Annotated in this window: 15 protein-coding genes; 5 read left to right on the top strand and 10 right to left on the bottom strand. The window is 71.0% G+C overall.

The annotated features are described in order from the left end of the window. Positions 1-135: 135 nt before the first annotated feature. Positions 136-1,671 (bottom strand): ABC transporter substrate-binding protein, encoded by a 1,536-nt coding sequence (locus ACWGQ1_RS00740; RefSeq protein WP_452312155.1) that lies wholly within the window; start codon positions 1,669-1,671, stop codon positions 136-138. A gap of 144 nt (positions 1,672-1,815) precedes the next feature. Next, positions 1,816-3,177, bottom strand: coding sequence for an MFS transporter (locus tag ACWGQ1_RS00735; RefSeq protein ID WP_452312154.1), 1,362 nt, complete (start codon positions 3,175-3,177; stop codon positions 1,816-1,818). Positions 3,178-3,326: 149 nt separating this feature from the next. Here ACWGQ1_RS00735 and ACWGQ1_RS00730 point away from each other — a divergent pair, with 149 nt between their 5' ends. Next, positions 3,327-3,989 (top strand): GntR family transcriptional regulator, encoded by a 663-nt coding sequence (locus tag ACWGQ1_RS00730; protein ID WP_136030065.1) that lies wholly within the window; start codon positions 3,327-3,329, stop codon positions 3,987-3,989. Beyond that, positions 3,986-4,843, top strand: a complete 858-nt coding sequence (locus tag ACWGQ1_RS00725; RefSeq protein WP_452312153.1) for an SDR family NAD(P)-dependent oxidoreductase — start codon at positions 3,986-3,988, stop codon at positions 4,841-4,843. The genes ACWGQ1_RS00730 and ACWGQ1_RS00725 overlap by 4 nt, the downstream gene beginning before the upstream one ends. Positions 4,844-5,021: 178 nt before the next feature. Here the strand turns inward: ACWGQ1_RS00725 and ACWGQ1_RS00720 are convergent, their stop codons facing one another. The 8 genes from ACWGQ1_RS00720 to ACWGQ1_RS00685 form a co-directional block, all read right to left on the bottom strand. Beyond that, on the bottom strand, positions 5,022-6,737 hold the full coding sequence (locus ACWGQ1_RS00720) for a glycosyl hydrolase (RefSeq protein ID WP_452312152.1): 1,716 nt from the start codon (positions 6,735-6,737) through the stop codon (positions 5,022-5,024). A 285-nt stretch (positions 6,738-7,022) separates the two neighbouring features. Beyond that, entirely contained in the window at positions 7,023-9,170 is a 2,148-nt protein-coding gene (locus ACWGQ1_RS00715) for a peptidase C14 (RefSeq protein WP_452312151.1), read from the bottom strand. 160 nt (positions 9,171-9,330) lie between these two features. Then, complete coding sequence (locus ACWGQ1_RS00710; RefSeq protein ID WP_452312150.1) at positions 9,331-10,347, bottom strand: NAD(P)-dependent oxidoreductase; 1,017 nt, start codon at positions 10,345-10,347, stop codon at positions 9,331-9,333. Next, on the bottom strand, positions 10,344-11,429 hold the full coding sequence (locus ACWGQ1_RS00705; protein WP_452312149.1) for a dihydrodipicolinate synthase family protein: 1,086 nt from the start codon (positions 11,427-11,429) through the stop codon (positions 10,344-10,346). Before ACWGQ1_RS00705 ends, ACWGQ1_RS00710 begins: the two co-directional genes overlap by 4 nt. Then, the gene (locus ACWGQ1_RS00700; protein ID WP_452312148.1) at positions 11,429-12,463 is read right to left on the bottom strand and encodes an NAD-dependent epimerase/dehydratase family protein; all 1,035 of its coding nucleotides are present in this window, start codon (positions 12,461-12,463) and stop codon (positions 11,429-11,431) included. The genes ACWGQ1_RS00705 and ACWGQ1_RS00700 overlap by 1 nt, the downstream gene beginning before the upstream one ends. A gap of 19 nt (positions 12,464-12,482) precedes the next feature. Next, positions 12,483-13,388, bottom strand: coding sequence for an ABC transporter permease subunit (locus ACWGQ1_RS00695; RefSeq protein ID WP_452312147.1), 906 nt, complete (start codon positions 13,386-13,388; stop codon positions 12,483-12,485). Beyond that, complete coding sequence (locus ACWGQ1_RS00690) at positions 13,385-14,290, bottom strand: carbohydrate ABC transporter permease (protein WP_136030489.1); 906 nt, start codon at positions 14,288-14,290, stop codon at positions 13,385-13,387. Before ACWGQ1_RS00690 ends, ACWGQ1_RS00695 begins: the two co-directional genes overlap by 4 nt. 68 nt (positions 14,291-14,358) lie before the next feature. After that, positions 14,359-15,600 carry an ABC transporter substrate-binding protein gene (locus ACWGQ1_RS00685; protein ID WP_136030491.1) on the bottom strand — a complete coding sequence of 414 codons (1,242 nt, stop codon included), beginning with the start codon at positions 15,598-15,600 and terminating at the stop codon, positions 14,359-14,361. 188 nt (positions 15,601-15,788) lie between these two features. Between ACWGQ1_RS00685 and ACWGQ1_RS00680 the strand changes: the two genes are divergently transcribed. The 3 genes from ACWGQ1_RS00680 to ACWGQ1_RS00670 are packed head-to-tail and all read left to right on the top strand — an operon-like array spanning position 15,789 to position 19,020. Further along, complete coding sequence (locus tag ACWGQ1_RS00680) at positions 15,789-16,958, top strand: ROK family protein (protein WP_452312146.1); 1,170 nt, start codon at positions 15,789-15,791, stop codon at positions 16,956-16,958. Then, on the top strand, positions 16,955-18,001 hold the full coding sequence (locus tag ACWGQ1_RS00675) for a Gfo/Idh/MocA family protein (RefSeq protein ID WP_452312145.1): 1,047 nt from the start codon (positions 16,955-16,957) through the stop codon (positions 17,999-18,001). The genes ACWGQ1_RS00680 and ACWGQ1_RS00675 overlap by 4 nt, the downstream gene beginning before the upstream one ends. After that, a complete protein-coding gene (locus tag ACWGQ1_RS00670; RefSeq protein ID WP_452312144.1) occupies positions 17,998-19,020 on the top strand; it encodes a Gfo/Idh/MocA family protein in 1,023 nt (340 codons plus the stop codon). The genes ACWGQ1_RS00675 and ACWGQ1_RS00670 overlap by 4 nt, the downstream gene beginning before the upstream one ends. Positions 19,021-19,235 lie beyond the last annotated feature (215 nt).

Below are 19,235 nucleotides of genomic sequence, written 5' to 3'. Positions count from 1 at the left end.
GCTCGTGTGGGGAGGGGGGGGGGGGGAAGGGGGGTGCCGCAGGAGAGAGGGGAAAAAAAAAAAAAGAAGGGGGGCGGGGGGGCCCCCCCCCTCGCGGTTTCCCCCCCCACCCGCCGCAGGACGGAGAGGAGCACGTCAGCCCTTCAGCTGCGCGTTCTCGAGGTGCAGCTGCCCGCCGCCCTCGACCCACACGCCGTCGACCTTCGTGCTGGTCGCGGTGACCACGGTGGACTGCAGCGGCACGATCAGCGGCACCTGCTGGTTGATGATCGTCTGCACGGTGCCCCACTTCTCGGCACGCGCGGCCTGGTCGGGCTCGGCGACGGCGGCGGCGAAGGCCGACTGGAACTCCGGGTCGACCCAGTTGCACTCGCAGCGGCCCTCCAGATAGAAGTTCAGCGAGTAGGCGGGCTCGGGCGGCGTGGACTGGAAGTTCGGCACGATGTAGCCGGGGAAGCTCTTGCCCGCCGGGTAGAACGAGTCGACCCAGGTGCCGACGTCGTTGTTGTCGATCTTCAGGGTGATGCCGATCTCCTTGAGGCTGGCCTGCAGGATCTCGCCGCTGGTGTTCCACTCCGGGTACTGTCCGGCGACGCCCCACCAGGTGAGGGTGCTGCCCTCGGTCATGCCGGCCTCGGCGAACAGCTCCTTGGCCTTGTCGAGGTCGTAGGAGTAGTCGGTCAGGTCGCCGCCGTACCAGGGGTTCACCTCGCCGAGGGCGTTGTTGGTCGGGGAGACCGTGCCCTGGCCGTAGTACGCGGCGTCGAGGATCGCCTCGCGGTCGATCGCGTATGCGAGGGCCTGCCGCGCACGCACGTCGTTGAACGGCGGGGAGGTGGTGTCGACCTCCCACGACGGCCACTGGCTCGGGTTCTCCGGCTTCACGAGCGCGATGTCGCCGCCGGCCTCCAGGCCCTCGACGTCGCCCTGCGGCACCGACCACAGCACGTCGATGTCGCCCGAGCGCAGTCCGGTCACGGCGGCCGTGGACTCGGCGGCCTTCACGATCCTGATCTCGTCGAGCGCGGGGGCGTCGCCGAAGTACTCGGGGTTGGGCACGAGCGTGAGGCTGTCGTCGGGTGTGAACGCGTCGACGATGTAGGGGCCGGTGCCGATGGGCTCCTTGTCGATGGTGTCGAGCGCGTCGACGTCGAGCATCTTGACCCAGACGATGCCGGCGTCGAACGTGGCGATCGGCTCGGAGAGCGTGATGACGACGGTCTTGTCGTCGGGGGCGGTGACGTCGGTCACCATGTCGATCTTGTTCTTCTCCTGCGTGGCGGTCTCGGGGTCGAGGTAGTACTCGAAGGAGGCTACGGCGTCTTCCGCGGTGAACGGGTCGCCGTTGGAGAACGTGACGCCGTCGCGGAGCGTGAACGTCCACGTCTTCTGGTCGTCTGAGGTCTCCCAGCTCTCGGCGAGGTCGCCGACGATCTCGCCGGACTCGTCGGTGGTGGTGAGGCCGTTCCAGAGCAGCGGGAACAGCACCTCCTCCCACGCGAAGGTGCGGATGGCCGGGTTGAGCTGCGGGATGCCCTGGGCCGCGGCGACGGTGAGCGTGCCGCCGTCCTGGGCGGAGCCGTCGGGGGTGGATGAGGTGCTGCAGCCAGCGGTGATCAGCGCGGCGGTGAGCAGCGCTGCTCCGCCGAGAAGGACGCGACAACGCGACATGGGTGCCTCCAGGTGTCGGGTGGTGCTTCGGGTGATGCTTCGGGTAAGGGTGTTCGCTATAGCATGTAGCAAAAGCGCGAGGGCGTCTAGAGCGAACCGGATCGGCGGGGTTACGTTCTCGTTACGCCCGCCGATCCGGACGGCTCAGTGCGCGGCGGGCGCCGACTGCGGCGACGGTGCGGGCGCCGTGGTGAAGTCGGCGCGACGGCTCAGCACGAACGCGATCGTCGCCCCGAGCAGGGTGAGCCCGGAGATGAGCAGCAGGCCCCACACGGCGGATCCCGTGGTCTGGCTGATCCAGCCGATCGCATACGGACCGGCGAACCCGGCGAGATTGCCGACGGAGTTGATGAACGCCAGTCCCGCCGCCGCGGCCGTGCCGGTGAGCACCATGGGCGGCAGGCTCCAGAACAGCGGCGTGGTCGAGAACAGGGCGGACATCCCGACGCACAGCGCCGCGAGCGCGAGGATCGGAGTGCCCTGCGCCGCGACCGCTGCGATGAGCGACAGGGCCGTGATGCTCAGCGTGATGCCGATCTGGAGCGGGATGTTGCCCTGCTTCCGCGCGGCGCGCTCCCACGGCAGCATCACCAGCGCCGCGCAGAGGTTGGGCAACGCCACCAGCCATCCGGTCGTGGCGTTGGAGAAGTCGCCCATGCTCTTCACGATCGTCGGCAGCCACATGCCCAGGCCGTACGCCCCGAACACGACGCCGAAGAACAGCACGATCAGCGTCCACAGCCGCCCGTTGCGGAAGACCTCGCCCAGGCGGAGGCGGCCGTGGCGCTGCTCCGTGGCCTGCGTCTCGGCGGCGAGCGTGTCGGTGATCCACCGCTGCTCTGCCGGGTTCAGCCAGCGGGCGTCCTGCGGGCGATCGGGCAGCCAGAAGAACACGACGAACGCGAGCAGCACGGCGGGCACGCCCTGCAGGAGGAACACCAGCTGCCAGCCGTCCAGACCCCACAGTCCGTGGAGCTCGAGCATCCAGCCCGACAGCGGTGCGGCCACGGCGTTGGCGATCGGGTTCGACAGCACGAATACGGCGAGCACCTGCGTGCGGTACTGCCGCGGGAACCAGAGCGTGAGGTAGAGCAGCACGCCGGGGAAGAACCCGGCCTCCGCGATGCCGAGGATGAAGCGCGCGATCGCGAACTGCGTCTCGTCCTGCACGAAGGCGGTGAGGGCGGCGACGATGCCCCACGAGATCATGATGCGCGCGATCCACTTGCGGGCGCCGAACTTCTCCAGCAGCAGGTTGCTGGGCACCTCGAAGAGGAGGTAGCCGATGAAGAAGATGCCGGCCGCGAAGCCGAACGCCGCCTCGGTGATGTTCAGCGCGGCCGTCATCTCGAGCTTGGCGAAGCCCGCGTTGTTCCGGTCGATGTAGGCGACGAGGTAGAGCAGTCCGAGGAACGGGCCGAGCCGCCAGATCGCCTTCTTCATGGCCGCGGCTCCCACCGCGGCGTCGGCGGCGCGCTCCTGGGCGGCCGAGTCAGTGCCGGACATGACAACTCCTTCGTCATCGCTGGGTTTTGCTATAGCATCTAGCACCAGCGTCGTTCTGTCCAGTCCTGTCGCGGATGCCATAGCATCGAGCGAGCGAAGAGGCCCCGCGCGACGAGCACCGGGCCGCGCGAAACCGAGAAGGGCCCCGGATGCGCAGCGTGTCGGATCAGAACATCGCCGAACAGGTCACCGACGAGCTTCGGGCCGCCATCCACTCGGGCGAGCTCGCGCCGGGCGAACGGCTGGTGGAGCGCAAGCTCGCGGAGCGGCTCGGCGTGAGCCACATCCCGGTGCGAGAGGCGCTGACCCGCCTGGCCGAGGAGCGCCTGATCACACGCGAACCCCGCCGCGGCGCCCGCGTGGCCCAGCTCACCGCGCAGGACCTGGAGGAGATCTCGAGCCTGCGCATCGTGCTCGAGCAGTTCATGGCCATCCGCGTGCAGGAGCGGTGGAACGAGGAGTCGGCGGCACGCCTCGGCGCCATCATCCAGGCGATGTCCGATGCGGCGCCCGGCGACATCGCGGAGGTGCTGCGCCAGGACCGGCTGTTCCACGAGACGCTGGCCGACCTCGCCGAGCACCGGTTCCTCGACGAGCTCAGCGCCCAGCTGCGTGGTCGGATCGCCGGGTTCATCCAGGCCGCGAACGCCGCGCTCGACCCCGCCGAGCAGGAGGAGCACGTGCGCAGCCACCAGCAGATCATCGACGCCGTGGCCAGCGGCGACCCCGATCGCGCCCGCGCCGTGATCGCCGAGCACGTGACGCGCGCTGTCGAGCGCATCACCCCGACGGTCGAGGCGGAGGCCGAGTGACCGCGACCGGCCGCCGCACCATCGTCCTGACCGGTGCTTCCGACGGCATCGGCGCTGCCGCCGCGCGTCAGCTCGCCGACACCGGGCATCGGCTGATCCTGGTGGGGCGCTCCCCGGAGAAGACCCGCGCCGTCGCGGAGGAGACCGGAGCCGAGCATCACGTGGCCGACTTCGCGCGGCTCGACGACGTCCGCTCCCTCGCGACCCGCATCGACGCGGCCGTGGGTGACGACGGCATCGATGTGCTGGCCAACAACGCCGGCGGCATCTTCGGCGACCGCACCCCCACGGTCGACGGCTACGAGAAGACGCTCCAGGTGAACCACCTGGCGCCGTTCCTGCTGACGAATCTGCTGCTGCCCCACCTGCTCCGGGCGCGCGGCGCCGTGATCAACACGTCGAGCGTGGGCCACCGGCTGTTCGGGCACCTCGACCTGGACGACCTCGACAACCATCGCCGCTTCAGCCCCAACAAGGCCTACGGCGACGCGAAGCTCGCCAACATCCTGTTCGCGAAGAGCCTGCACGAGAGGTTCCACGCGCGGGGCCTCAGCGCCGTGGCGTTCCACCCCGGCACGGTCCGCACGAACTTCGCGGCGGGCTCGTCCAGCATCATGCGGCTGGTGTACCGGTCGCCGCTGCGGCACGTCCTCCTGATCGGGACCGACCGCGGAGGGGCGACCCTGCGGTGGTTCATCGACGGGACCCCGGGCGAGACCTGGACCTCCGGCGCGTACTACGACGAGCGCGTCCTCACCACCCGGGTGAATCCGCAGGCGAACGATCCCGTGCTCGCGGAGGCCCTGTGGCAGCGGAGCGCCGAGCTCGTCGGACTCCCCGCCGCCGAGGACTGACCCCGCGGACGCCGGTCGCGTCGCCTGATCCCGCGGACACCGATCGCGGGTCGCCGGATCCCGCGGACGCCGATCGCCCGCGGTCGTGACACGAGGAGCGCCCCCTCGCGCACCGGTGTGTGAGGCACCGGCGCCCGAGGGGGCGCAGTCCTGTCGAGCGGAGTGGCTCGACGCGGGGTCAGTTCCCGCGCGTGTTCACGAACGGATCCAGACCCGCGTCCTTGAACGACTCGAGCATGCCGGGGCCGTTCTCGATCTGAAGCGTGCACTTCTCTCCTGTGCCCAGGGCACCGGGCGAGTTGAACCGCACGAGCGCCTTCAGGTTCGGGTAGTCCTTGAGCGCATCGGGGATGTCGCGGTGCCAGTCCTGCGCGAGCGCCGGGTCGGACGTGTTGTACGAGGTGCCGTACTCGGACAGGATCTGCGGCTTGGTGCCCAGGCTGCCCTGCGTGAAGAAGTGGTACTTCTGATCGATCTTGTCGGCGAACGTCGTCCACCCGGTGCCGTTGCACGTGTAGAAGTTGTACGGGTCGTAACCCACCCAGTCCACGTAGGAGTCTCCGGGGTAGCCCTGCATGATGCGGTCGTCGTTCCCGTCGCCGAGGTACCCGGTCGACACCCAGGCCCACGCGACGTTGGTCACGCCCTTGGCCTCGAAACGGTCGTGGATGTGGCGGTAGGCGCTGGCGTAGTCCGCCATCGTGCCCTTCTCCTCGTTCGGGCCGTTGTCGAACTCGGGATCGAACGCGATCATGACCTGCTTGCCGAACGCCTTGACCCGGTCGGCGGCGGAGTCGATGTACGAGTCCATCTCGCCCTTGGTGATGCGCGACCACGCGATCATGGTGTTGGTGTCGGAGACGCGCGACTGCCACGAGAACAGCAGCGTGCGGTCCTGACCCAGCGTCTGCTCCTCCGCGTCGGGGAACTGCCCCTGATGCACGTGGGTGGAGAAGTCGTGGTACCGCATGGTCATGTCGAACTTGCGCCCGACCTTGGCCTCGAGATCGGTGACCGAGGTCACGAGGTTCGATCCGCCCTCGGTGGCGTACACGCCCCACAGGGCGCCGCACGACGGGGCCAGCATCGCCTGGGCACCGCAGGCGTCGGGGTCGCTCGTCGCCGACCCACTCCCGTCCGTCGCCGGCGCGGGCGCGGGTGCGGGTGCGGGTGCGGGGGCCGGCTCGGGTGCGGGAGCGGGCTCCTCGGCCGGAGGTTCCTGCTCGCTCGCCGGCGGCGCGACCTGCGTGGAGTCGTCCTCCGGAGCCGGGGCCGGAGCCGGAGCCGGAGCCGGGGCGGGTGCGGGAGCCACGGCCTGACCCGACGGGGTGTCTTCCCGCACGAGGTGTGCGTCGAAGCTCACATTGGGGGTCGCGTGGTAGTTGGCCAGCACCTGCACCGCGATGGTGTTCTCGCCCTCGTGGAGAAGGTTCACCGGGATCGAGAACGACACCGGGTTCGAGCGGGCGGAGGTGGTCGACGGCGCGGCGGTGGCGTAGCTCTTCGCCGTGATGTCGCCCGTCGGCGCGTTCTTGCGCCCGACCTCGGTGCCGTTGATCCACACCACGATGCCGTCGTCGGCCCAGGTGTTGAGCCACGACCACTCGGGGAGGTCCGAGGTGAGCGTGAAGCTCTTGGTGAAGAAGGTCGACAGCGGGCGGTCGGTCGACGACGGGATCTTCGTCGCGACGCGTCCGACCCGCGAACCGGCGCCGAACGGAGCCTTCGCGGTGTCCCACGACGACGAGCCGGTCTGCCAGTCCGACGAGGGCGCCGTGGTCGACCGGTAGTACGACCACTCCGACCCCCTCTCGATCACGGAGGCGATGGCGTTCGACGCCGCGTCTGCGGCGGAGGCCGAGGAGGGTGCCGCGATGGCACCGGAGCCGATCACCGCGACGGCGGCGAGAGAGGCGAGCAGGGTAGAGCGGACAGGGTGAATCGAATTACGTAGTGATCTCATCATTTCGAAGGGTCAGGAAGACCGCCCGGATCTCTCGGGACGTCACCGGGTTCTTCTGGTTCGGATGCGGGCCGAGCTTTCCCCCTCGATGCATCCTGCGAACAGATAGCGGTGTCCACCCTATGCGACAGAATGTAACGCGTTACCCATATTCCAGAGCGATACGATCCCGACGGCCGCGGGAGAGCCGACGAACGGCCCTCCCGCGGCACACCCTCACACCAGCAGATTCGCGGTGTCGACCACGCGGTCGCCCGCGTCGGGGAAGGCCGTGCGAGTCACCCCGGCCTCGACGTTCCCGGTGTGCAGCAGCGTCGACTCGGCACCGAACGCGTCGGCCCCCAGCTCGAGGCTGCCGCCCTCGAACCGGTTCCCGACCGCGCGGTAGTGCGTCGCGCCCGAGGTGAGGGAGACGTGGGTCGTGCCGCCGTCGCCGCGGAAGGTGCTGTCGCTCAGGGTCACGTGCAGCTCGCCCGCGCCCGTCCGCCCGATCCCCGTGCCGCCCTTCGCCGCGACGTCCGCACCCGCGAACTCCAGCGTCTGCCGCTCGCCCCTGGCCGCCGCGATTCGCACGTTGCGCAGGGTCGCGCCCTCGAACCGCAGCCGCTCGGACGACGACGCGAGGGGCGCGGAGTCCTCCGCGGCGGTGAGGGTCGAGCCGCGGAACGTCACGGCGCCCGCCCCGCCGATCTTCACGCCGCCGACGTTCGTGAGCACGGTGTCGACGAAGGTGACCGGGGTCGTGACCGTCGCGTTGGTGAGGTCGCCCGGAGCGACGAACGTGATGTGCGAGTCGGCGATCACGGTCGGGCGGGCGGAGTTGTCCGACGCCTGCGTGATGATCAGGGTGTCCGACGCCGTGCACCCGCGCAGCTGCGCGCCGTCGGCGTTGATCCACAGCATGCCGGAGCCCGACAGCGACGGCTTGCCGATCACCTGCACGTCCTCCAGCGTGAGGTCGGTGATGCGCACGCGCGCCACGAACCACGAGCACACGTGCTTGCGCACCGTGATGCGCTTGGCGGCCGAACCCCACGCGGCACCCGAGTTCGCGAACGTCATCAGGCCGGAGTTGCCCGTGTAGGTCAGGTCGTGCTCGTACTGCCCGTGCGTCACGAACGGGCCCTGGTCGTCGCCGTCGCCGTGGCAGTTCTCCACCAGGCAGTAGGCGCTCGCCGTGAAGTCGTTGAGGTGCCGCGCGTTCGCGGTGTGGCAGTTGGCGACGTACCCGTACAGGCAGTAGATCTGCTGCGTCAGGTAGCCCGCGCCACCCCACGTGACGGAGGTCGGGTTCTTCAGCGTGCAGCTCTCGGTGCTGAAGTACGTGTTCCAGCGACGCTGGATGAGCGGCCAGAACGTGGCGGTGCCGTCGATGTGGTCGACGTCGCAGCGCACCGCGTACTCGAACGCCAGCGGGTGCGAGCCGGTGTACTCGTCGGTCCCTCCGCCCAGGAACTTCAGGTTCGACACCGTGATGTCCTGCACGGGCTTCACGTGCCGCCACGTCATGGTGCGGTCCTTGCCGAGCGGCCAGCCGTTCTTGTAGTTCACGCGGATATGCGTGCCGTCCACGATCTGGGTCACCTGCACGAGCCGCTGCAATTCGCGCTCCCAGCGACCCGAGAGCGCGTTCACCTCGGCCGCGTACCACTCGCCGACCGCGAAGAACGAGGAGTCGGCGACCGGGAAGACGTCGGCGAGGTCGGGCACGTTCTCGCCGAGCCGCGCCTCCTGCACCGCCTCGGTCACCTCGCCGCGGAAGAACATAACCGCGGCGAACGGGTCGTCCTTGCCGGCGTTCTCGATGCCCTGCGTGGTCATGAGGTGGTGGTGGAAGTCGAACGCCAGGTTGGAACGGGTGAACCGGTGCCGGCGCACGAAGTTGAGGTCGGAGTACGCCTCGATGCGGCGGACGCTCGCGTCGCCCACCAGCGCGTCCAGCGCGTCGTCGGCCGGGACGGAGGCGTCCATGATCCCGAACACCCGGAAGTCCACCGTGCCCTGGTGCACCAGCACCCAGACGCCGCCCTTGGGCCCCGCGAGCACCGTGCCGCCGTTGGCGGCAGGGCCGTCCTTCTTCACGAAGCGGTACAGGCCGGCGCCGCCGTCGCCCGGAGCCGCATAGCCGCTCGTGCGCACCAGGTCGCCGTCCTTGCCCTTGCGAGCCGCGAGCGCCGCAGCCGTGCCGGCGTTCGCCACGGTCTTCGAGCCCGACGAGTCCTGCGGCGCCACGGGGCCGGCGGCCTGCGCGGCGCTCGGGGCGGCCGCCGCCGCGACACCGCCGAGCGCGGCGGCACCGAACCCGGCGAGCAGCATGCGCCTGCTGCGCAGCGCGGCGGTCTCTGTCATCTCCTGCTGGGTCATGCTCATCCTCCTTGCGGCGTCGTCGCCGCGGTCAGGCGTCCGGCCGTCCGGCCGAGCCGCGTCCTCCCTCGAGTCCCCCGACCCCAGCACCCCGGGCTCCCGCCCGGACGATCCACCCCGCGTCAGCCGGCGGGGTCGTCCCCGCGCGCGATCACCGCGGTCATGCCATCCACGCCAACGCGGCGCGATCCACCGTGTGGGCGAGCGGTCGGCCCTCGAAGAACGCCGCGACCTCGTCCGCCACGATCCGGCCCTGCCGCAGCCGCCCCTCGTGGGTGCCGGCGGCGCGATGCGGCGTCACGAGCACCCCGGGGAGCGTGCGGAACGGGCTGTCGGCGCCGAACGGCTCCTCGTCGAACACGTCCACCGCGGCGCTCAGGCGGCCCGCACGCACCTCGTCGATGAGCGCGGCCTCGTCCACCAGCCACGAGCGGGCCGTGTTCACCAGCCCCGCGCCGTCGGGCATCAGCGCGAGCTCCCGCCGACCGAGGAGGTGATGCGTCTCGGGCAGCGTCGGCGCGTGCACCGCGACGATGCGGGCGCGACGAAGCGCCTCGTCCAGCGGCACCAGCTCGGCACCGAGGGCGGCGGCCGCGGCGGCGTCGATCGTGGGATCCACCAGCAGTGGCTCCGCGCCCAGCGCCGAGATCAGCGGCAGGTACGCACGACCCGTCCGCGACGCGCCGATCACCGCGATGGGCGCCCCGAGGATCTCGTGCTGCGTGCCCACCGCGACCGCGTCGTACCAGCCGCCCGCGCGCACCCCGTGCGACAGCTCGGGCAGCCGGTGCAGCAGCGCGAGCGTGAAGGCGAGCGACACCTCGGCGACCGGGCGGGCCATGGCGTCGCCCGCCTGGGTCACCGCGACGCCCCGGTCGAACAGCTCCCCGGTCGCGAACGCCTTGACGGACGCGCCCGTGTGCGCCACGAGCTCCAGCGCCGGAAGGCGCGCGAGCAGGGCGGGGTCGAACGGCGGGGCACCCCAGCTCGTGATCACGACCCGTGCCCCGCGCAGCTCGGCGGGGTCGAGGTCGTCGAGCGACTCGACCCGCACGAACCTCCCGCCCGCGGCGGCCGCGGCACGGTGCAGGCGCTCGAGGTCGGCGGGCGCGAAGAACTCCGCCGACAGCGCCTCCGGAACCGCCCCCACGACGACCGCGGGCGCCGCGGCGCTCATCGCAGCCAGTCCTCGAGGTGCGCGGCGATGAACGCGTCGTCGTTCAGGGCCGGGTAGGCACGGCGCACCCGGGCGATCTCCTCCGCCTGCCCTGGCGAGAGCCCCTCGGCCGGGTCGAGGCACCACGTGCCGTCGAGCAGGCCCTGCTGGCGCAGCATCTCGTGCACGCCCGCGATCACGCCGTGGAAGTCGTTGCCCGGGTCGAACACCGCCTGGTTCACGTCGACCATGTCGGAGGCCAGCAGCCCCAGCCCGCGGTACGCCTCGGCGTCGCCGTCCATCGCCTGCCGCGCCCGCTCCAGCAGCGCGACGGCCGCCCGCGTGCCCACGGCCCACTGGCCGAGCAGCCCGCCGACGAAGCGCAGCGTGCGCGGGCCGGACGGCGAGTCCACGTGGAACTCCGACAGCAGGTCGGCGACGATCGCGTCGTCGTTTCCGGTGTACAGGGCGATGTCGTCGGCGCGACCGGACGCCGCCACCCCGCGCACCAGCTCCAGCGTGCGGTAGCGGTCGAACGGCGCGGCCTTCACCGCGACCACGGAGGGGATCGACGCGAACTCGCGCCAGAAGTCACGGCCGAGCACGGGCCCGCCGATCGCGGTCTGCAGGTAGAAGCCCACCACGGGCAGCACCTCGCCGACGGCGCGGGCGCGTTCGAGCAGGGCACGCTCGTCGGCGCCCGCGACGCGGGGACTCACCAGCACGGCGTCGTACCCCAGCCCGCGCGCGAGCTCGGCCTCGGCCACCGCCTGCGCCGTGCCACCCGCCACACCGGCGATGCGCACGACCTCGGCACCCGCGCGGGCGTCGAGCTCCTCCGCGGCGAGCGCGAGCACGGGCTCGAACAGGGCGTGCTCCGGGTCGCGGATCTCGAACTGGGTCGTGTGCACCCCCACCGCGACACCACCGGCGCCCGCGTCGAGGTAGTAGCGCGTGAGGGCGCGCTGGCGGCGTTCGTCAAGCGTGCGGTCGGCCGTCAGGGCGAGCGGGTGCGCGGGGATCACGGCACCGCGCGCGAGCGTGGCCGCGGCCTCGGGTCGCAGCACCGGCACGGTCGCGGTGTCCGCGGACGACGACGGCATCAGAACTTCCCGTCCCGCACGGCCCACTTGGTGGGCTTGGCGATCATCGGCAGGCCCGCGTCGATCCAGGAGGCCTGCATGCGGATCAGCTCCTCGGCCGACACGGACGGGTAGCCGAACAGGGCCATGCAGCGGCGGGCGTCGCTGAGCAGCGCGGTCGGCTGCGGCTCCTCGACGATCGAGACCTCGCGGTCGAACAGGGTGCCGAAGCCGCGGGCGACCGACTCCACGCTCAGCAGCTCCGGCCCGGTGAGGTTGATGACGAACGGATCGGTCGACGCGTGCACGAGGCTGCGCAGCACCACCTCGTTCGCGTAGCCCTGCCAGATCACGTTGACGTTGGCGGTGGCGACCGACACGGGCTCGCCCGCGTGCACGGCCGTGCCGATGTCGGCCAGCACCCCGTAGCGCAGGTCGACCGCGTAGTTCAGGCGGATGATGGCGACCTTCGTGCCGCGCTCCTGCGCACCGAACTCGAACACCCGCTCCCGGCCGAGGCACGACTGGGCGTACTCGCCGATCGGCGCCGGGGTCACGTCCTCCGACGCGCCGCCCGACGACGCGGGCACGAACGGGTACACGTTGCCGGTGGACAGCACGGCGATCGCGCTGTCGCGGTAGCGGCGGGCCACCCGGTCGGGCAGGGCGGCGTTGACCTCCCACGCCCACGACGCGTTGGTCGCCGCACCGAACTTCGCGCCGACCATGAACACCACGTGGGGGGCGTCGGGAAGGGCGGAGAAGTCGTCGTTCTCGATCAGGTCGAACGGCACGACGGTCACGCCCGCGGCCTCCAGGCGCTCGCGGATCGCGGCGTCGCCGAAGCGCGAGACCGCGTACACGGCGTCGTCCTTCCGGCCGGCCGCGTCCATCCCGCGGCGCGCGAGCATCGCGAGCGTCGGGCCCATCTTGCCGCCGGCGCCGAGGATCACGAGGTCGCCCGATCCGCGTGCCAGGTCGGCCACGAGCGCGTCGCTCGGCGTGGCCAGGGCCTCTTCGAGCTCGGCCTCGGAGGCGAAGCTGTGCTGAGTCATGTGGTGCTTTCCCTTCTTCTCAGCCCTTGATCCCGGTGCCGGTCACGCCCTCCTGCACGTACCGCTGGGCGATCAGGTACGCGAGGAAGATGGGCAGCAGCGCCACGACGGAGCCGGCGAGCATGGTGCTGAGCGGCACGTTCTGCTGCTGCAGCGACGAGATGCCCACGGTGAGGGTGAACATCGAGTTCGACTTGGCGATGATGAGCGGCCACAGGAAGTCGTTCCAGTGCCACAGGAACACGAAGATGCCGAGGGTGGCGAGGATCGGCTTGCACAGCGGCAGCACGATCTGCAGGAAGATGCGGAACTCCCCCGCACCGTCGATCCGTGCCGCCTCGAACAGCTCGTCGGGCAGCCCCTGGATGAACTGCCGCATCAGGAACACGGCCTGCGCGTTCGCGAGCGTCGGCAGGATCAGGCCCCAGTAGGTGTCGATGCCGCCGAGGTTCGCCATCAGGATGAACGTCGGGATCAGCGTCACGTGGAACGGCACCATGACCATCGCCAGGAACGACCAGAACATGACCTCCTTGCCGCGGAAGCGCTTCTTGGCGAAGGCGTAGCCGGCGAGCGCGGAGAGGAACAGCACGGCCACGACCGACACGAGCGAGTAGACGAGCGTGTTGAACAGCCAGCCGAGGATGTTCTGACCGCCGAGCACCTGCGCGTAGGAGTCGAACGAGATGTCCGTCCAGGGCAGCAGCGAGCCGGGCAGCTCGACGACCATGCCGGGCTTCAGGCTCAGCACGACCATCGCATAGAACGGGAAGAAGCTGAGGATGCCCGCGAGGCTCAGCCAGATCCACCGCACGACCACGCCCCAGCCGGTGGGCTCCAGCGCGCGGAACGAGCGGCGCTTGCGGGGCGCGGGCTGCGGGGTCGGCGCGGCGGTCTGCGTCGGGGGCTGCAGGAGAGCGGTCATTTCTGCTTTCCGATCACGAGGCGCTGGATGAGGGCGACCACGAGGGTCATGACGAACAGGGCGACGCCGACGGCGGCCGCGTAGCCGTAGTCGAAGTAGCGGAAGCCCTGGTCGTACAGCAGGTAGACGAGCGAGTAGCTGGCGTTCGCCGGACCACCCTGGGTCATCACGTAGATCACGTCGAACACCTGGAAGGCCGCGGTGGTCTCGATCACCGCGAGGAAGAAGAACGTGGGGCGCAGGTGCGGGAGGATGATCCATCGGAACCGCTGCCAGGCGTTCGCGCCGTCGACCAGCGCGGCCTCCTCCAGCTCGCGCGGCACGTCCTGCAGCGCCGCGATGAGGATCATCATCCCGTAGCCGAACCGCGACCACACGCCCACCACGACGATCGCCGGGATCACGAGCACGGTGCTGCCGAGCCACGAGCCGCCCAGCCCGAGGGGGGCCATCAGGGCCGACCAGGGGCCGTTCGCGGAGAAGATCCACACGAAGATCGAGCCGGCGAGCACCAGCGAGGTGATGACGGGCAGGAAGAAGATCGACCGGAAGAAGCGGGCGCCGCGGAAGGCCCGCCGCACGCCGAGGGCCATCACGGTCGACAGCACGAGCGCGATCGGCACCGCCAGCACCGTGTAGATGACGGTGGTCCCGAGCGCCCGCCAGAACAGCGGATCGGCGACCAGGCGCTGGAAGTGGTCGAGTCCGCGCCACGCGATCTCGCCGGAGATGTCGTAGTCGAAGAAGCTCAGCGCCACGCCCGCGATGCTCGGGCCGAAGCGGAAGGCGATGAACAGCAGGAAGGCGGGGAGCACGAACAGGAAGGCGATGCGCGCTTCCCGCCGGGCGAGCACCCGGGCGACGCGCCCTGCGGGCTTGGGCGCCGTGGTGGCCGTCGTCATTGTCGTTTCCTCACGTCGGGGGCGGAGAGGAGGGGGCGTGCGGCGGGTGTCCGCACGCCCCCGTCGCCTCACTTCTGCAGCAGCGGGGCTGCGGCGGCCGCGGCGTCCTTCAGGGCGTCGGCGGGCGACTTCTGGCCGAGCAGGGCGGCCTGGATCTCGGGCGACAGCACGCCCATCAGGGCGCGGGAGCTGGCGTCGAGCTGACCGACGGTGGTGTCGGGCACGTACTTCTCGACCTCGCCGAGCAGCGGGTCGTCGGCGTACAGCGGCTCGGTCGTGCTGAGCGCGGAGAAGTAGCCGGCGGCGGTCAGGTACGGCTCGACCACGTCGGCGCCGGTGGCGTACTCGGCGAACGCGGCGGCGGCGTCCTTCGCCTTCGAGCCCTTGAGCACCGAGAGCGAACCGACGGTGCCGTACGCGACGGACTCCTTGTCGCTGAGCGGCGCGAGCACCTTCACGTTCTCCTCGCCCCAGAACGGCGCGACCTCGGTGACCGCGTTGTTCCAGGTGCAGGCGACCTTGCCCTGGGCGATCGCGGTCTGCTCGAGCGGCACGTTGGTGGTGAGCGCCTCGGGGTCGAGCGCGCCCTCCTCTGCCAGGTCGGTGAGGAAGGTGAGCGCCTTCTCGCCGGCCTTGCTGTCGAAGCCGACCTCGCCGTCCTCGGTGTAGACCTCGCCGCCCGCCTGCCACAGCAGCGGGTAGTAGGTGAGGTTGAGGGTGTTCTCGGCGGACGCCGGGTAGTTCAGGGCGTACATGCCCTTCTCCACGAACGCGGGTGCCATCTCGGCGACGTCGTCCCAGGTCTCGGGGTACTCGGTCACGCCGGCGGCCTCGAACGCGGCGGCGTTGCAGATGAGCGGCTGGGCGCTGGTGAGGATGGGGGCGCCGAGGATGTCGCCGCCGATGGTGACGGACTCCTTGACGTTGGGCAGCAGGTCGTCCTGACGCTCCGTGCTGAGCAGGTCGTTCAGCGGGGCGATCGACTTCTGGTAGGCGGCGAGCTGGTCGGGGATGAGGTAGACGACGTCGGGACCCTTGCCGGCCGCGATCGCGGTCTGGAGGGCCTCGTCGCGATTGGCCCACGGGAAGATCTCGTAGGAGACGTTGACGTTCTCGTTCTCCTTCTCGAACGCCTCGATGGTCGAGTCCCAGAAGTCCTTGTGCACCGCCTCGTCGGCGATGACCGGGTAGAGCCAGACCGTGATGTCCTGCTCGCCCTCTGCGGTGGTGCCTCCGCCGGCCGAACATCCGGCCAACAGGGTGGCGGCCGCGACTCCCGCGACGACGCCGGTGATCTTGCTGACGCGCATGGTGCTCCTTTGCGTAAACCGTGCTGAGTACGGTTCATTATGACATTGGGCTGGGATAATTCGTCAAGTACAAGTTCTCAGACGCTTGTTTCCAGCGTGTTTCTCGATCGTCAACGACAAAACACGATGTGAGAACCGGGTGTGCTAATTTGATCGCACCAACGACGGGGACGAAGGAGGCACCGCACATGGGCGTGACGAGTCCGCTGTCGATCGTGGCGCGCTGCGCCCTCCAGCTGCGCGACACGGGACCGGCGACCGTGAGCGATCTGTCCCGCTCGCTGGAGGTCTCCCGCACCTCGGTCGAGAACGCCGTGACCGTGCTCAGCGACTCCGGGCTGCTGGTCGACGCGCCCGCGCAGAACGGCGGAGGGGCCGGACGACCCGCCCGCCGGTACGCGTTCCACGCCGCCGCCGGCACCGTCGTGGGCGTCGACATCGGCGTCGCGAGCGTGCGAGTCGTGCTGTCCGACCTGGCCGGAGCGGTCGTCGCCCAGCGCAGCTACCCCGGCGTCTCGGCGCAGACCGACGGGGCCGCCAAGCTCGCCGCCGTCATCTCCCACATCCGCGGCACCCTCGCCGACACCGGCATCCCCGCGTCGCAGGTGCGCGCCGTCGGCGTCTCCCTCCCCGGGCTCGTCGACGACGCCGGCCGCGTGACCACCTCGGTCGTCATCCCCGAGTGGTCGGGCATCGACATCGGATCGCAGCTGCGGCACGCGTTCGGGTGCCCGGTCGCCGTCGACAACGGCGTGCGTCTCGCCGCGGTCGCGGAACACCACCTCGGGGTCGCGCAACTCGTCGACGACGTGATCTACCTGTCGGTCGGCAACCGCATCGCGATGGGCCTCATCCTCGGCGGACGCCCCCGCCGCGGCATCCACAACGCGGCGGGCGACATCGGACGCCTGGCCTTCCGCGGACTCAACAGCGAGACCGGGCAGATCCCCTGGCGCACGGCCCCCACCGCCGCGGAGGTGTTCGCCCTCGCGCGGGAGGGCGACCCCGGGGCACGCGAGGAGCTCGACGCGTTCATCGACGAGCTCGCGCACGGCATCGCCACGCTGATCCTCACGGTCGATCCCGCCATGGTCGTCATCGGCGGCGGACTCTCGGCGGCGCACGAGCAGCTGCTCGACCCGCTGCGGGCCGCACTCCCCGGGCACCTCGGGCTGCCGTTCCAGGTGCCGGTCGCCGAGGCGCGACTGGGCGCGGAAGCCGCCGCGCACGGTGCGGTCGTGCACGCGTTCCAGCGGCACCCCGCCGAGATCTCCGGCATCGACGACATGCCCGCCCCGCCCATCACCCCCCTGCCGCACGAGCCGGTCACCGGCGACGACACCGAGGAGAAGCAGTGAGCACGTTGACAGTCGGACTCATCGGCGCGGGCGGCATCTCCCGCGTGCACGCCGACGCGTGGCGGGCGTTGGGCGTGCGGGGTTACGTGACCTCGCTCGACGGTGCCGAGGAGATCGCCGCGGAGTACGGCTTCGAGCTGGTCGCCGACGTCGACGCGCTGATCGAACTGGTCGACCTGGTCGACATCGTCACGCCCAGCAGCACGCACGCCGACTTCGCGCTGCGCGCCATCGCCCGCGGTCGCGACGTGATCTGCGAGAAGCCGCTCGCCGCGACCGCCGAGGCCGCCGCAGAGGTGACCGCTGCCGCCGCTCGCGCCGGTGTCCGACTGTTCCCCGCGCACGTCGTGCGGTACATGGGCGAGTACGCGCAGATCAAGGCGGGCATCGAGGCCGGGCACGTGGGCGAGCTCGCGGTGCAGCGGTTCAGCCGTGCGGGCTCCGCGCCGCAGACCGGGTGGTTCTTCTCCGAGCGGGCGGGCGGCGGTGTGATCCGCGACCTCATGATCCACGACATCGACCAGGCGCTGTGGTTCGCCGGACCGGTCGCCAGCGTCTACGCCGTGCAGAACCCGCCGACGGTGGACGACCGCGTGCCCGCGCCCGTGACCGCGCACGTCGTGCTCACCCACCGCAACGGGGTGCTCAGTCACCTGCACGCGAGCTGGGTGCAGCCCGGCATGCCGTTCCGCACGAGCGTCGAGGTCGCGGGATCGGCGGGCCGTCTGCGGTACGACAGCGCCGAGGACCACACCCTCCGCACCGACGCCGTGGTGCCCGAGGGCGACGCCGACTACCTGCCGCCGATGTCGCCCGAGGAGAGCCCGTACTACGCCGAGATCGCCGACTTCGTGGCCGCGATCCGCGAGGGCCGTGCGGCGCGCGTCGCCCCCGCCGACGGGATCGCCGCGGTCGCGGTCGCCGAAGCCGGCTACGCCTCCATCGCCTCGGGCTCCGCGGTCGCCCTCCCCGGGGAGGGTGCCGCGGCCGACTCCACCGCTCCCGATCCCGCCGCGCCCGCCACCGAGGAGGCCACCCGATGACCGCCCCCGCCCCGCTGCGCATCGCCGTCCTGTCGTTCGCGCACACGCACGCCCTCAGCTATGTGCACGCGCTGAAGGAGATGCCCGGCGTCGAGCTCATCGCGACCGACCCCGACGGCGCGGCCGCGCCCGACCACGCTCCCCGCGGCGCCGAACTCGCCGCCGAGTTGGGCGTAGCCTACGTCGACACGTACGACGAGGCCTTCGCGTGGAAGCCGGACGCCGTCGTGATCGCGGCCGAGAACTCCCGGCACCGCGCCCTCGTCGAGCGTGCTGCGGCGGCGGGCGTGCACGTGCTGTGCGAGAAGCCGCTGGCCACCACGGTCGAGGATGCGATCGCCATGCGCGACGCGTGCGAGACCGCGGGTGTGCTGCTCATGGTCGCCTATCCCGTGCGGTTCTCCCCCGCGGTGCGCGACGCGATCGCCGAACTGCGCAGCGGACGACTCGGGCGCATCCTCGGCGTGACCGGCATCAACAACGGCAAGCTCCCGCAGGACAGGGCCTGGTTCACCGACCCCGAGCTCGCGGGCGGCGGCGCGCTGGTCGACCACGTCGTCCACTGCGCCGACCTGCTCGGCGAGCTGCTCGGCGAGCGAGCGGCGTCCGTGCGCGCCGTGTCGAACCGGGTGCTGCACGCGCAGCGCGAGCTGTCGGTGGAGACGGGCGGGCTCGTCACGATCCAGTACCCGGGCGGCGTGGTCGCCACGATCGACTGCTCCTGGAGCTGGCCGATGAGCTCGGCCACGTGGGGCGGCCTCACGCTGCAGGTCGTCGCCGAGCGCGGCACCGTCACCGTGAGCCCGTTCGCGAAGGGCGTCGCCGGGCACGACGCGCACGGCGAGACCTGGAGCCCGGTCGGCGCCGACCTCGACGCGCTGCTGCTGGAGGAGTTCGTGCGTGCCGTGCGCGACGGCCGTCAGCCGCAGCCCGACGCCGGGGTGGGCATCCGCACGGTCGAGATCGTGAAGGCCGCGCAGGCCTCCGCCGCCCGCGACGGCGAGGTCGTGCACCTCTAGCCGGCGCCCCACCCGCTCGATGCGGGGTCAGAATCGCGCCTTCAGGGCACCGCACACGCACCTTTTCGACCCTGGCACCACCGCGGCGGACACACCCGCTCGACGCGGGATCGAAACCGTCCCCGCGGAGCCCGCCCCCGGCACCTTTTCGATCCCGGCACACGGCTCACGCCCGGCACCCGGCACCACGGCCTATGCCCGCGGCAGGAGGTACG

The organism is Microbacterium sp. NPDC055599 (genome assembly GCF_053618975.1).
This window is presented reverse-complemented; position numbering and strand designations above follow the sequence as displayed.